16 protein-coding genes and 2 pseudogenes are annotated in these 13,864 nt (G+C 43.7%); 12 read left to right on the plus strand and 6 right to left on the minus strand.

What is annotated here, in order from left to right:
- On the minus strand, positions 1-913 hold a 913-nt coding region (locus tag ADH92_RS07145; protein ID WP_049497967.1), incomplete at its 3' end, for a chorismate-binding protein.
- 118 nt (positions 914-1,031) lie between these two features.
- On the opposite strand from ADH92_RS07145, the gene ADH92_RS11430 reads away from it, so the two are divergent.
- The 6 genes from ADH92_RS11430 (at position 1,032) to ADH92_RS07170 (ending at position 5,336) form a co-directional block, all read left to right on the plus strand.
- On the plus strand, positions 1,032-1,652 hold the full coding sequence (locus tag ADH92_RS11430; RefSeq protein WP_239681859.1) for an acyltransferase: 621 nt from the start codon (positions 1,032-1,034) through the stop codon (positions 1,650-1,652).
- Complete coding sequence (locus tag ADH92_RS11435) at positions 1,633-2,058, plus strand: hypothetical protein (protein WP_239681860.1); 426 nt, start codon at positions 1,633-1,635, stop codon at positions 2,056-2,058. Before ADH92_RS11430 ends, ADH92_RS11435 begins: the two co-directional genes overlap by 20 nt.
- 285 nt (positions 2,059-2,343) lie before the next feature.
- On the plus strand, positions 2,344-2,946 hold the full coding sequence (locus ADH92_RS07155) for a hypothetical protein (protein ID WP_003008715.1): 603 nt from the start codon (positions 2,344-2,346) through the stop codon (positions 2,944-2,946).
- On the plus strand, positions 2,946-3,737 hold the full coding sequence (locus ADH92_RS07160; RefSeq protein WP_173018717.1) for an energy-coupling factor transporter transmembrane component T: 792 nt from the start codon (positions 2,946-2,948) through the stop codon (positions 3,735-3,737). The genes ADH92_RS07155 and ADH92_RS07160 overlap by 1 nt, the downstream gene beginning before the upstream one ends.
- Positions 3,713-4,549, plus strand: coding sequence for an ABC transporter ATP-binding protein (locus tag ADH92_RS07165; RefSeq protein ID WP_049490421.1), 837 nt, complete (start codon positions 3,713-3,715; stop codon positions 4,547-4,549). The genes ADH92_RS07160 and ADH92_RS07165 overlap by 25 nt, the downstream gene beginning before the upstream one ends.
- Positions 4,536-5,336 carry an energy-coupling factor ABC transporter ATP-binding protein gene (locus ADH92_RS07170; protein ID WP_049497944.1) on the plus strand — a complete coding sequence of 267 codons (801 nt, stop codon included), beginning with the start codon at positions 4,536-4,538 and terminating at the stop codon, positions 5,334-5,336. Before ADH92_RS07165 ends, ADH92_RS07170 begins: the two co-directional genes overlap by 14 nt.
- Positions 5,337-5,560: 224 nt before the next feature.
- Here ADH92_RS07170 and ADH92_RS11200 read toward each other — a convergent pair whose 3' ends face one another.
- Complete coding sequence (locus ADH92_RS11200) at positions 5,561-5,722, minus strand: hypothetical protein (protein ID WP_173018768.1); 162 nt, start codon at positions 5,720-5,722, stop codon at positions 5,561-5,563.
- A 224-nt stretch (positions 5,723-5,946) separates the two neighbouring features.
- Here ADH92_RS11200 and ADH92_RS07180 point away from each other — a divergent pair, with 224 nt between their 5' ends.
- Positions 5,947-6,885: an AEC family transporter gene (locus tag ADH92_RS07180; RefSeq protein WP_049497945.1), complete on the plus strand. Its 939-nt coding sequence runs from the start codon at positions 5,947-5,949 to the stop codon at positions 6,883-6,885.
- Between the two features lie 48 nt (positions 6,886-6,933).
- Here the strand turns inward: ADH92_RS07180 and ADH92_RS07185 are convergent, their stop codons facing one another.
- From ADH92_RS07185 to ADH92_RS07195, 3 genes are read right to left on the minus strand one after another with little or no spacing between them, the layout of a single operon-like run.
- Positions 6,934-7,266 carry a hypothetical protein gene (locus ADH92_RS07185; RefSeq protein ID WP_049497946.1) on the minus strand — a complete coding sequence of 111 codons (333 nt, stop codon included), beginning with the start codon at positions 7,264-7,266 and terminating at the stop codon, positions 6,934-6,936.
- A gap of 34 nt (positions 7,267-7,300) precedes the next feature.
- The gene (locus ADH92_RS07190; protein ID WP_049497947.1) at positions 7,301-7,771 is read right to left on the minus strand and encodes an HXXEE domain-containing protein; all 471 of its coding nucleotides are present in this window, start codon (positions 7,769-7,771) and stop codon (positions 7,301-7,303) included.
- Positions 7,772-7,786: 15 nt separating this feature from the next.
- The gene (locus tag ADH92_RS07195; protein WP_049497948.1) at positions 7,787-8,326 is read right to left on the minus strand and encodes a TetR/AcrR family transcriptional regulator; all 540 of its coding nucleotides are present in this window, start codon (positions 8,324-8,326) and stop codon (positions 7,787-7,789) included.
- A 132-nt stretch (positions 8,327-8,458) separates the two neighbouring features.
- Between ADH92_RS07195 and ADH92_RS07200 the strand changes: the two genes are divergently transcribed.
- Both ADH92_RS07200 and ADH92_RS07205 read left to right on the plus strand, forming a co-directional pair.
- Positions 8,459-9,364: a cation diffusion facilitator family transporter gene (locus tag ADH92_RS07200; protein WP_049497949.1), complete on the plus strand. Its 906-nt coding sequence runs from the start codon at positions 8,459-8,461 to the stop codon at positions 9,362-9,364.
- Positions 9,365-9,442: 78 nt separating this feature from the next.
- A complete protein-coding gene (locus tag ADH92_RS07205) occupies positions 9,443-10,480 on the plus strand; it encodes a zinc-binding dehydrogenase (RefSeq protein ID WP_049497950.1) in 1,038 nt (345 codons plus the stop codon).
- A gap of 37 nt (positions 10,481-10,517) precedes the next feature.
- Here ADH92_RS07205 and ADH92_RS07210 read toward each other — a convergent pair whose 3' ends face one another.
- The gene (locus ADH92_RS07210) at positions 10,518-11,663 is read right to left on the minus strand and encodes a low temperature requirement protein A (RefSeq protein WP_003008695.1); all 1,146 of its coding nucleotides are present in this window, start codon (positions 11,661-11,663) and stop codon (positions 10,518-10,520) included.
- A gap of 114 nt (positions 11,664-11,777) precedes the next feature.
- Between ADH92_RS07210 and ADH92_RS10645 the strand changes: the two are divergent.
- From ADH92_RS10645 to ADH92_RS07220, 3 genes and pseudogenes are all read left to right on the plus strand, one after another.
- Positions 11,778-11,885 (plus strand): annotated as a pseudogene (locus ADH92_RS10645) (helix-turn-helix domain-containing protein); the annotation flags it as partial.
- A 172-nt stretch (positions 11,886-12,057) separates the two neighbouring features.
- Positions 12,058-12,774, plus strand: coding sequence for an ABC transporter ATP-binding protein (locus tag ADH92_RS07215; RefSeq protein ID WP_049497951.1), 717 nt, complete (start codon positions 12,058-12,060; stop codon positions 12,772-12,774).
- 1 nt (position 12,775) lies between these two features.
- Positions 12,776-13,858: pseudogene (locus tag ADH92_RS07220) on the plus strand (ABC transporter permease).
- The last annotated feature ends 6 nt before the right edge of the window (positions 13,859-13,864 follow it).

The following is a 13,864-nucleotide window of genomic DNA, read 5'->3' on the forward strand; positions in this document are numbered from 1 at the left end:
TCTCCGTCTTTTGGATGATTTCCATAGTGGAGATCTTCGGTGCTCCTGTAATCGAGCCACAAGGAAAGAGAGCTCGGAAGGTTTGGACCAGGTCGACCTCAGCTCGTAAGCGACTTTCAATGGTCGAGGTCATCTGCCAAACAGTGGAGTATTGCTCGACTTGGCAAAGACGGGTCACCTGCTCACTTCCAATCTCCGAAATCCGGTTCATGTCATTGCGGAGGAGGTCGACGATCATCATGTTTTCTGCTCGATTTTTCGGATCGGCTTCTAACCAAGCAGCCTCTTGCAGATCCTCTTGGTTGGTGAGACCACGGTGCGTCGTTCCCTTCATCGGGCGCGTGGTCAGTAGCCGGTCGTCTTGCTCAAAAAAGAGCTCAGGACTGATAGAGAGGATGGAGACATCATCGTGCTGGATGAAGGCATTGTAATGGGCCTTTTGCTCAACCACTAAGCGGTTGTAGATGGCCAAAGGGTCTGCTTTTAGCTCTTGAGAAAGCTGGACAGTGTAGTTGACCTGGTAGGTATCTCCCTGGCGGATATGGTGATGGATGGTCTCGATAGCTTCTTTATAAGCAGGTGCCTCTACCTCTTCCTTCCAATTAGCTGGAAGATCCACTGCCCCATAGTGCTCTGGGAAAGGAAGGGTTTCGACCTCCTCGTGGATCGTAAAATAGAGGAGATACTCTCCCATAAGAGGTGCTGGATGGACAGCAAACTTCTTCTCAAAAGCAGGAGCAGCCTCATAGCTGATATAGCCAACAGCATAAAAGCCTTTCTCTTGGTAGGCTTCGACTTCTCTAAGAAGAGCCTCTACCTGGTCGAGGTTTCTAGTTTTTAATTCCTTTATGGGCTTGGTGAAAAGGTGGCGCAATCCAAGCTCTTTAAAATCAATAATCGTTTGTTTATGCATGCTTTGAGTATATCAAAAATAGAGGAAAAAAGGTAGATAAGGATGTAAGATTCCTTGCTTGGCCTTCCCTTTCATGCTAAAATAACCATAGAAACTGCTTTGGGCAAGGAGTAGGACCATGCAAAAGAATCCCCTCTATAACACCTCTAGTATCAGCTTTTTTCAATACCTCTTTGCGATTGCAGTGATATTGGTGCATAGTGGTCGCTTGACCTCTTATGAGCCACTGCATTTTGGTCTCAAGAGCATGCTTGGCCGGCTAGCGGTGCCATATTTTATCGTCTGTGCCAGCTTTTTCCTCAAGCAATCACTAGGGAATTCTCAGAAAATAAAGGCCTATCTGGTCAAAATCGTAAAAACCTATTTGTTTTGGAGTTTTGTTTACCTTCCTTATGCCTGGCTCTTTTTCTCTAGTCTCCATCTTCCTATCTATCTTTTTCCAGCAGGTGTTCTCATTGCACTGATCTATCTGGGAATGTGCTACCAACTCTGGTATATTCCGGCCTTTCTACTGGGCTTGTTTTTGGTCAATCAATTGGTCAAACGTCTAAGCATGGTTTGGACGGGGTTGATCACCTTGCTCCTATACTGCTGGGGCTTGATCGAGACCTATTCGGCTTATCTGGACACCACGAGTCTTCTTAAAGGCTACCAAGCTCTACAGCAATTTATTTTTTACAGCGAGAAATGGTCTCTTTTACACGCCTATTTTTATCTATATGGGTTACTATCTGTATGACCATTTTCATGCACAAACCTTTAAGGTTCACCGTTGGCAAAAGCTATCTCTCGCCTTTGGTTTGTTCTGTATAGAAGGTACCATCATTTTTCAACATGAAGGAATCGATAAGAACTTTTTCTTATTATTTCCTATTGTGACGGTCTATTTTGTCAATGCCTGCCTGCGATCGTCCTTTTTGAAAAGCTATGATTTACAGTATTTAAAGCAAATGAGTATAGCCCTTTACTTTTCGCATCCGATCTTTATCGAGTGGGCTTGCTATGGCTTTAGCAGCCTCCCCCTTACTTATCCAGATAGGGGCAAGCTGATTTTTGTGACTGCCTTGTTTGGTAGTCACCTTTTTGGACTAGCTATGCTGTGGGTACGAGATAAGAAGAAAAATCAAAAAACTTCACCAATCTAGGATAAGATGAAGTCTTTTTTATGACTTAGTAAGGGCAATTTCCTCTAGCTTTGTGGAGCTTTTTTCAATTCCCGAACGTTTTCAAGAAAACTTCAGAAAATTCTTGACTTCTGATGAAATAGGCGTATGATTAGTTGTGAACTGTTGAACAATCCTTTTCAAGAAAATCCCTGATGTCGACTAAGGGATCTGTGAAAGGAGAAGCGGTTCAAATCAAAAATCTATAGAGCGTTGCGTCCGAAAGTCTAAACAGACACGGCTCTTTAAAAACAAAAGGAGAAAATTATGAAAACAGAACCGATTCATCGTACCAGTATGTGGAAATTTAAGTTAAGTGCTGCCACCATGACTTTGATTCCCGCTGCCGTGGGGATTAACTATGTTGCCAAAGCCTTGGCGGAGGGGTTAAAGTTGCCCGTTTGGCTGGGGTCTTTGGGAACCTTTCTTGCCAGCATGTTGGCTGGGCCGGTTGCCGGTGCCATCAGTGGTTTCATCAACAACGTGATCTATGGGCTGACCTTATCGCCAATTTCAACCGTATATGCGATTACCAGCATCGGAATTGGGATTGCTGTCGGAGTTTTGCACGCCAATGGGTGGTTCTCGTCAGCGCGACGAGTATTTGTTTCTGCTATTATTATTGCCATCGTTTCAGCTGTCATTTCAACGCCACTCAACGTCATCTTTTGGGGTGGTCAGACCGGTATCGCTTGGGGTGACTCATTGTTTGCGGTAATGGTCGCCAATCATGCACCAGTGTGGCTGGCCTCATTTATCGATGAGTTTGTCTTGGATATTTTGGATAAAGTCTGCGTGGCCTACCTGGCATTCTTCATCTATCGTCAGTTGCCGAAGCGGATGGTGCACTTCTTTAGCGGTGATAAATGATGACTGATCAAACATTGATTTCTGGAGCGCCACGGGTCAAGCTCAAGTGGTACCAGGTGATCGATCCGATTACTAAGCTCTTGTTCATCTTGGACATGACGTTGTTGAGCTTTGCCAGTATGAATTTATTGCTTCAGGCCGGATTAATTCTTGTCGCAACACTGCTATTGTTATTTTCCAAATTGAGTTCTACCACCTTTAAGGCGCTAGGATTCAGCCTGTTTCTGATTTGCACTATGCTGATCATCCAAGGGTTATTTTACAGTCGGAATCAAACTGTGCTGTTTTCTGTGCTTGGGGTATCGTTCTACAAAGAAGGCCTGATTTACGCCACCACTCTGGGTTGTCGAGTATTGGTGATTATTTTGACCAGTGGCTTTTTTATGGTGACCACGAGTATTTCAGAAAACGCGGCCTATTTGGAACTGTCCGGATTGTCTTATAAAACCGTCTACGTTCTGATGTCGGTCTGTTATATTTTGCCGGAAATGATGCGCAATATGCGGAAAATCCAGCAGGCACAAAAAGTTCGCGGAACCAATCCGCAAAAAACGTTGATTCAGAAATTAAAGTCAGTCCTGCCGGTTCTAATTCCATTGGTGATTAAGACCTTGGATCAATCGATGGCGCGGTCGATTTCTCTCCAACTGAGAGGTTTTGATAATCCCAACCGGACTGTCAGAACCTCCCAGCGCGTGTATCGCCTGTCGCGGACGCTGCACATTGGTCTGACTGGATTGGCAATTTTATTGATTGGGTGGAAGATATGGACGAAGATAAACGGATTGTAATTGAAAATTTGACCACCCGTTATCCGGGTACTGAGCAACCACAACTGCGTCAGATTAACGCGGAGGTTCATACCGGCCAGGTGGTTGGGATTATCGGGAATAGCCACTCCGGCAAATCGACTTTGTGCCGTGTGCTGGCAGGGGTCATTCCCAAAATTGTGTCTGCTGAGATTGAGGGCGACTGGCACATGTTTGGCCAGCGAGTGTCCGACAATTGGCCCGTTTATAATGCCATGAATGGAGTTGTACTGCAAAATCCAGCTGGCCAACTAAGCGGGTTGGCAGACACGGTTGCCGATGAAATCGCCTTTGACTTGATTAATCAGGGAATGGCTGAAGGACTGATTCAAAAACGGGTTGAAGAAGTTGCCACGCAAATGGGGCTGATTGAACAGCTGAATTTGCGTCCCGAGAGCCTTTCCGGTGGTCAGATCCAGCGGTTGGCAATTGCCACGGCGATTGTGGCTAACCCGGCTGTTTTGATTATGGATGATCCGACCAGTCAGATGGATCCCCTTGGCCGCCGACAATTTTTCCAATGGCTGGCCCAAGTCAAAGAGACGACTGTCTTCATTGTCACCAGTGAAATTGACGATTTGTGCGAAGTCGCCGACGTTGTGTGGGTGCTGCACGAGGGTCAAATGGTAGCCCAGGGCAGGCCGGGTGAGGTGTTTAATCATTTGGCAGCTGACTGGCAGATTCCAGCCCCGACAATCCAGCAACTTGCTCAAAAAATGGATTGGCACTTGGCTGATGGCCGGTATCCGGTGAATGACGCTGAACTGAAGGAGGTTCGTTATGTCCACAATTGAACTGAAACACCTGACGTTCACTTATCCGGAACGGTCCTTTAGCTTGGATGTTGAAGACAAACACTTCGCCGATCCGATGGTGGCGATTGTCGGCCAAAATGGTGCCGGCAAATCAACGCTCTTCAAATTGTTGACGGGCTTGCTGACACCACAAACCGGTGTGATTAAGATCGATGGAGAAAATTTTAATGATCTTAAACCAGTCGAAAAGTTACTGAAGGTTGGGATTACTTTTCAGAATCCTGACGATCAGCTTTTCAACCCGACCGTTCAACGAGAGGTGGAGTGGAGTGTCGCGCAGGTCATGGATGACCACGACACGATTACGAGGCGGGCTTTAGCGGCTCTAAAAAGAGTTGGCTTGGATGATAAAACAGCTGAAAGTCCATATGACCTGTCATTGTCGGAACGCAAGCTGTTGAGCGTTGCCACAGTTTTGGCAGTGGATCCGGCGATTTATTTATTTGATGAGCCGATGATGTCGCTTGATTGGGAAAGCCGGCGCAAGTTGACCGCAATTTTCCATCAGTTGGCTGATTCGGGCCACCAAGTTGTGACCATCACCCATGACATGGATTGGGTCGCCGCCGAGTTTGAGTCGGTGTATGTTATGGAACACGGGAAGTTTGGCTTCGCCGGCAGTCCACGGGAATTATTCAGCGATCACGAACTTGTCCAGCGAGTGGGATTACTACCACCGCGGATTATGGACATAGCGAAGTCGCTGGGTGATTCACAGACATATTTATCGGTTAATGATTATTGCCAGAAAAATCGAGATGTATAGAAAAAGTCACCTCTGCGGGTTTTCCAGGTTGAAGGATTAACTTCAGCTTCTGGCAAGAACTCACATGGGTGACTTTTGTGTTTAATAACGTTTCATGATCATCGGGTGCTTCCTCAGATCACTCGGTTTGGTTTTACTTTATTTCATGGTCATAATCATATACCATTTCTTTTGGATCTTTTGTTTGACTAATACAAAATAGGTCTTCATAGGTCTTCGCATTTTTAGCGCCCATTAGGATCATCAGTATAATTTTCTGAATTAGGAGACTGTCCCATCACTATTCGAACTTTGTCTCCCAACTTACGCTGTTCCCATTCATCCGTGAATCCTTTAAATCGCAATTCTGGAACTTTCTTTTTAACTGAATCATCTATTTTCGCCATAGTCCCCACCATTTTATTGGTTTTTCTTGATTTACTTTATCAACAGTCTCGTTGGTTGGTACCAATGGAGTAAGGCAGCTAAGAAGGGGTATTAGTGACAATTAATAAAATGCATGAGGTTGGGCATGTTGCCCCACCTCTTTTTATGATATACTAGAGTAGTTTTTGAGACTTGTAAAAAATGTTTTTTTTTAGTTCAAATTTAAAAAAGAAAAGGGGAGAACATGGACATCTTTTTGAGGAGCATATCAGGGATTCTCGTCATCCTGGGCATGATTTTAGTGGGCTTTATCATTGGTGAAAAAGGCTGGTTCGATGACAAGTCGCGTGGCCTACTCGCTAAATTGGTCACTCAAGTTGCTCTTCCCTGCTATATGCTCTACACCATTACGCAACGCTTCACAGCAGCAGATCTACTTAAAATGTTGCCAGCCTTGCGATTTCCTGCCCTGTCTATGGTTATTTTACTTGGCATCGCGACAGGGGTAGCAAGGATCTTTGCAGTAAGACAGGACCGTCGTGGCCTCTTTATTTCCATGTTTTTTAACTCCAATACCATCTTCGTGGGACTCCCCATTAACCAAGCCCTCTTTGGAGATGCCAGTATTCCCTATGTTTTGATCTATTACATGTGTAATACGACCTTTTTCTGGACTTTGGGAACTTATCTCATTCAGCGAGATGGTGAGGGAGAAGCTCAGTTTGATCTCAAAACCAGTCTGAAAAAAGTCTTTTCTCCGCCCCTTATGGGCTTTCTCTTGGGACTAGTCTTGGTGATGCTACAGATCAAGTTGCCAGCTTTTCTAGCCAGTGATTTACAGTACCTGGGCAATTTAACAACCCCCTTATCCATGATATTCATCGGTTTGTCAGTGTCTCATGTAGGTGTGAAGCAGTTGGTTCTGGGAAAAGAGCAACTATTGATTCTACTAGGTCGCTTTCTGGTTGCCCCTCTCTTGATGGCCTCCATCGTCTACTGGGTGCCTCTTCCAAGTTTGATGAAGCAGGTCTTTATCATCCAGTCCGCTATGCCTGTGATGACCAATGCGCCAGTTGTTGCCAGACTCTATGGAGCTGATAGTGACTATGCAGCCGTCATGGTGACAGAAACGACCCTTGCAACCATGGTGGTGATTCCTATTCTCATGCTGTTGATGGCATAATAAATAGAAACTACAAAAGCTCAAGTTTTTTGAAAACCTGAGCTTTTCTTATATGAGAGCTAATAAAATTGTAATCACCAGAGCGATGCCCATCCGAATCAGGTGGTGGACTGGGTGGAAGTTTCCTTTGTGTTTTCCATTCCAATAGGCTCCGTAGCAAATCAAACCACATCCGATCAGCCAAAGGGCTAGAGAGACAATCGGTAAAAAGAAGTAGAGGATGAGAGATAAGGTCGCAAGGCTACTTCCGATGAGGAGAAATGTATTTCCTAAAGTGTGATTTCCCTTTTTAAATTCTGAAAGGGAGGCCAATAAGTGAAGAAGAACAAAAGCAAGGGCAAAGAAGGCTGTAAAAAAGCCGAGAAGAATGGGGAAGAACATAGGGTTTCCTTTCTAAGATATGATTGCCTGAGTACTATTTTTTATGACTGATTTTATGAAGAATCATAAATGATACTACAAGATTTAAAATAATAACCAATAAGGTAAAAAGAGAGTAACCATAAAGTTTAATTGGAAATTCATTTTTGAGATTGCAAAGAGCAAACAAACTTGTTAAAATGCCCGTTAACAACCCAGGCACATATTTTCGAATAACGACTGTCTGAATCAGATGTCCGAACACATGGTAGATATAAGCGATTATGATGCTTGCGTAAATGCTATAGTTATTAAACTGGTAACTAAGATATAGCGACGTCATTAGGATGAGAAATTGTTCCAAGACAATAAAGTTGAAAGCAAAAGGAGTGTAATAAGTTAGGATTCGATTGTTTGGATACTGGATTGATATTTTTTTGACAAAGGATGGCATCCAAACGATTTCTTCGAGTTCGTGAAGCATGAAGAGTGATGGAAATAGAAAGTAAAATTGCACGCTGGTCATTGAAAATACTCCCTTCTAGTTCGAGCCCACTTTTAGAATCTCCAAATAAAATTGGATGACTTCTTGTTCGGTGTAGGACTTGCCTTTTTTCAACCACCAGCTGAGGGTTTCGATGAAATGGCTGACGACCAGGTGTTTGAGATAGGAGTGGGGAATGTTAGGGTACGATTGGATGAGTTCGTCGGCTACCATTGGGTAGACATCGTGTTCTAGTTCTTTTCGCAGTTGCCGGATGAAATAATCGTTTTTAGAGAGCAAGAGACTGGTCACATGATCTTGATTTTTCTTGAAATGCTGAAAGATATGAGCTAGATAGTCTTGTGGTGAGAGGTGTTCAGCACGCTCAAAGAGATGGTGAAAGAGCTTTTGACAGAGTTCATCTAGCAATAATTCCTTACTCTCGTAATGGCTGTAAAAGGTCGAGCGCCCAACATCAGCAAGGTCTATGATTTCCTGAACCGTGATAGCCTCGTAGTCTTTTTGATTGAGTAGTTGTAAAAAAGCATTATAGATGGCTTTTCGAGTCTTAGTAATACGACGATCCTGAGCAGTCATATGGACACTTTGAACAAACTGTTCAGTAACGTACACCCTAAACGGTTTGCCCCTATCCTTTCTGTTGTGAATGTTAGATAATGATAATGAACATGATGTTCATGAATCTATTATAACAAAGGAAATAGGATTATGAAGACAAAACATGCGGTCTGGATCGCTTTTTTCTTGAATTTGAGTTATGCCATTGTTGAGTTTATTGCAGGAGGGATTTTTGGATCCAGCGCTGTCCTTGCGGATTCGGTCCATGACTTGGGGGATGCGATCGCTATTGGGATCTCCGCCTTTTTGGAGAGCATTTCTAACCGTGAAGAAGACAGCCACTATACCTTGGGCTACAAGCGCTTTAGCCTTTTAGGGGCCATGGTAACGGCAGTGATTCTCATGACAGGGTCCGTTCTGGTTATTTTAGAAAATATAACGAAAATATTTCACCCACAACCTGTCAACGATGAGGGCATTCTCTGGCTTGGAATCATAGCCGTCAGCATCAATGTGCTAGCGAGTCTCGTCATTCGCAAGGGGCAAACCAAGAACGAATCCATTCTCAGCCTGCATTTTCTGGAAGATACTCTGGGCTGGGTGGCTGTCATCCTAATGGCCATTGTCCTCCGATTTACCGACTGGTATATTCTGGATCCGCTCTTATCTCTTGCCATTTCCATCTTTATTCTGTCAAAAGCCATTCCACGTTTTTGGAGCACGCTCAAGATTTTCTTGGATGCCGTGCCAGAAGGAGTAGATATCCAGCAAGTCAAGAGTGATTTGGAGCGGTTGGACCATGTCGCTAGTATCAATCAGCTCAATCTTTGGACCATGGATGGTTTGGAAAAAAACGCCATTGTCCATGTTTGTCTGGAGCATGTCAAGCATATGGAGGTCTGTAAAGAGTCTATCCGCACCTTGCTCAAAGAGAGTGGATTTCAAAATGTTACCATCGAAGTGGATGAAGACTTGGCGACCCACCGCGCCCACAAGCGAAATATCGAAGAACTGGAAGTGGATCAAGGTCATGGGCATGATCATCACCATCATTAATGACGAGTTGGTACGAGCAGAAGCCTAAGAAAAAGTGTATACTGTAGGTAAGTAAGCAATAGAAAGTAGGTTGTTCCTATGAAGAAAACAGTTTATACAAAAGCTGGGCAAGTGGGTCTAGTAGAAGTAGAACGTCCACGCATCGAAGCGCCAGATGATGTCATTCTCCGCATCGTTCGCACCTGTGTCTGTGGATCCGATCTCTGGAGCTACCGCAATCCGGATATTGAAGCAGGTCATCAAAATAGTGGCCACGAAGCTATTGGGATCGTGGAAGAAATCGGTGAGGCCATTACAACGGTTAAGCCAGGAGACTTTGTCATTGCGCCTTTCACCCATGGTTGTGGGGAGTGTGATGCCTGTCGTGCTGGCTATGATGGGACTTGTGACCGCCATATTGGCACCAACTGGTCTGACGGGGTGCAAGCAGAGTACATCCGTTTCCACTTTGCTAATTGGGCCCTTGTCAAGATTCCAGGTCAACCATCTGATTATACAGAAGCTATGCTCAAATCCTTCTTGACGCTGGCTGATGTCATGCCGACGGGCTACCATGCAGCGCGTGTAGCAGACGTGAAGCCTGGTGACAAAGTAGTGGTCATCGGGGACGGTGCCGTTGGTCAATGTGCAGTGATCGCAGCCAAAATGCGGGGAGCATCACAAATCGTCCTTATGAGCCGTCACAAAGACCGTCAACAGATGGCCTTGGAGTCAGGCGCGACAGCAGTTGTCGCTGAGCGTGGTGAAGAAGGCATTGCCAAGGTTCGTGAAATCCTCGGAGGTGGAGCAGATGCGGCCCTTGAATGTGTCGGTACCGCAGCAGCTGTCGATCAAGCCCTTGGGGTTCTTCACAATGGAGGACGTTTAGGTTTTGTCGGCGTGCCTCATTACAATAATCGTGCCCTTGGTTCGACCTTTGCTCAAAACATCTCGGTGGCAGGTGGAGCAGCCTCGGTCACTACCTACGACAAACAGTTCTTGCTTAAGGCTGTCCTTGATGGCGATATCAATCCAGGTCGCGTCTTCACTCATAGTTATAGCTTGGACGAGATTGATCAGGCATACAAAGATATGGATGAACGTAAGACGATTAAGGCTATGATTGTACTGGACTAACGAAAAAATTCTAGTAGAAAATATCTACTAGAATTTTTTAATACAATTCCCAATCCGGACTTGAAAATTTCTTGGTTCGGGTCATATAAAAATGGATAAAGTGAACTTCCATTGCTAAAGTCATCACGGTTGCGATGGTAATGACAATGGTTGGATTGGCTGAGAAAAGAAGGGAGAGAACCAGTCCGATAAGGAACATCCCTGCTTGCAAACCATAATAGAGCTTGTCATACTTGAGGTGACTCTTGTTAAAATAGCCATTTGCAAGGATAGCAGCTTGAAAGAGGCCGATACCCGTATAGAAGAAGCCAGTCGCAAAATGGTGATGGACTTCTGGATTGACCAAGAAACTCATAGACACAGTCACCATAATCAAGCCGATGAAAATTGGATAGTGACTATAAATTAGGAAGATTCCCTTATTCTTTCCTTCTTCATCAATGGCATGGTCAAACTTACCAAAGTAATTCATAAAGAGGTTGACCATGATGATAAAGTAAAGGATAGAGTGGATAGAGAAATTTTCAAGTGTAAAAAAATCTGCAAGGCCCATAATCATCTCACCAAAAGTGATGATAACTAAAAGCGAGATGCGTTCAATCAGGTGGGGGAGATTAATCTGAAAAAGACTTGTATGTCGAGTTAAGATAATAGGCATGACGAAGGTCAAGAGAATCCCTAGCATATAGACATAGATACCAAAATCTATCGGAAGAAGTGCAGCTATGTAGATAGCCAAGGTCCTGAGCCCTGTCATCCAAAGAAAGCCCTTGATACTTTTTCGATTGGCTGGAGTAGTAGACTTACGCAAATACTCTACTAAGTATTGGAGAAATAGGGTTAAGGTCAGGGTTCCCACTGTCCAGCAGAAGGTATGAAAGTAGCTCTGCCAGTCATTGGTAATCATGTTTGAGATTAAGAGCAACATTGCCATATTGATGAACATGACGGTCATATTGAAAAGGGAATTCTTTCCATAGCGGTTGGTATAGACGGTCTGAATCATCCAAGAATTGACCAAAACCAGAAGTGTCATCAGGAAACCAAAGATGGCATCTAATGATAAGACTCCATGGTGAAGATGATGGATAAGGGCAGTGGTTTTGGAAATAGCGTAAACAAAGACCAGATCATAAAAGAGTTCACTATACTCAACCCGTTTGTGTTTGATAAGATTTGACATGGGTTATCCTTTCTGCGATGTTTGAACAATTTATTATATCAGAAAAATGACAGTATATGATGGAAGGAAGGGGAGTAGACCAATCAATTTCATTGTGACGCAAATTGTCATTACATGACAACAGTTGATGTAGCCTATTTACTAGGATACTCCGAAGTGTCTTCCTTCTCACGAGCCTTTAAAAAATGGACCGGACAGACTATTTCAGAGTATCGCGAGTAGATGCAGACAGAAGCTTAACAGCAGAAATTTCCATTATCAACACCAGATGTATTCATCTGGTGTTTTTATTTTTCTGAAAAAAATGAAATTTTCTACTTGACAAGTGAGTGTTCACTCACTATAATAGTCTCATACTTAAAAAGTGAGTAAACACTCACTTAGGAGGATGCATATGAAAACATTGCTACATTTACAAGATTTACAAAAATCTTTTGGTCAACAACTGGTGTTAAACCACGTTGGTTTTGAATTACAGTCTGGGGAAATCATTGGTCTAATCGGTCCTTCTGGTGCTGGTAAATCAACCATGATTAAAACCATGTTAGGAATGGAAAAGGCAGATAGCGGTATCGCTTTAGTCTTAGACCGCACCATGCCCAATCGTCATATTCTGGGAGATATTGGCTATATGGCCCAGTCTGATGCTTTATATGAGGCCTTGTCAGGGCAAGAAAATTTGGAATTTTTCGGTCAGCTAAAAGGCCTTTCCAAAAAAGACTTAACAACAGAAATTGCCCATGTGGCTCAGGTGGTAGATCTGACAGATCACTTAAATAAGGCCGTATCTGGTTATTCCGGAGGGATGAAACGACGCTTGTCGCTGGCGATTGCGCTTTTAGGAAATCCTCAGCTCTTGATTTTGGACGAACCGACGGTTGGAATCGATCCTTCTCTTCGAAAGAAAATCTGGAAGGAATTAATCACACTTAGAGACAAGGGTGTAGGCATTTTGGTCACCACCCATGTCATGGATGAAGCAGAGTTGACAGATAAGGTTGGCCTCTTGTTAGGTGGAAACATCATTGCCTTTGATACACCAAAAAATCTCAAGGAAAATTATGGTGTGTCAAGTATTGAAGAAGTCTTTTTGAAAGCAGAAGGAGAATAAGATGAGAACCCTTGCCATTGCAAAAAAAGTTATCAAAGAATTGCTTCGTGACAAACGAACCCTTGCCATGATGTTTGTGGCTCCAGTATTTATCATGTGGTTGATGAACCTCATGTTTTCGGCTAGTACAACCGTGAACGTCAAGCTTGCAACACGGGATCTACCAACTAGTTTGGTAAGGAAGATGGATGATATGGACCATGTCAGTGTGAAAACTTACAAAGACATGGATCAAGCCAAAGAAGACTTGGCTGATGAGAAAGTCGACGCCGTCATTTCTTATAAAGACGGGGAGTATCTGGTAGATTATGCCAATACAGATGCTTCGAAAACTGCTATGACCCGTCAAGTATTGCGAACCAGTATCGCCAGTGAAGGCACCAATCAACTATTAACTCGTGTTAAACAGGCCCTTCCTCAATTGAAACTGGATGCAAAATCACCAGAAATTAAGGAATCTTATGAGTATGGGAATGAAGATACAGGCTTCTTTGCCAGTATGATTCCAGTCTTGATTGGATTTGTCGTTTTCTTCTTTGTTTTCTTGATTTCAGGGATGGCGCTGTTGAAAGAACGCACCAGCGGCACCCTAGATCGCTTATTAGCCACTCCAGTTAAACGCTCTGAAATCGTCTATGGTTACATGATGTCTTATGGGATCATCGCTATTCTTCAAACAGCGGTTGTTGTTTTAGCAGCTATCTGGTTGTTGAATATTGAAGTTGTCGGAAGTTTATGAAATATTATAATAGTTAATGTAGTATTGGCTCTTGTAGCACTCGCCTTCGGAATTCTCTTGTCCACCTTGGCCAAATCAGAATTCCAAATGATGCAATTTATTCCTCTTGTGATTATGCCGCAGCTCTTTTTCTCAGGAATCATTCCTCTTGATTCAATGGGAGAATGGGCAAAAACAATTGGGAAGTTCTTGCCTTTGACCTACTCAGGTGATGCCATGAGTCAGATTATTCTTTACGGACGTAACCTTGGGGATATTTTGCCAAATATCGGTGTTTTACTGCTTTTCCTTGTCGCTTTGACAATGCTGAATATTGTCGGATTGCGTCGGTATCGTAAGGTATAAAAATAA

The sequence above is a fragment of the Streptococcus parasanguinis genome (assembly GCF_001073155.1).
In the GTDB taxonomy this organism is placed as follows: domain Bacteria; phylum Bacillota; class Bacilli; order Lactobacillales; family Streptococcaceae; genus Streptococcus; species Streptococcus parasanguinis_D.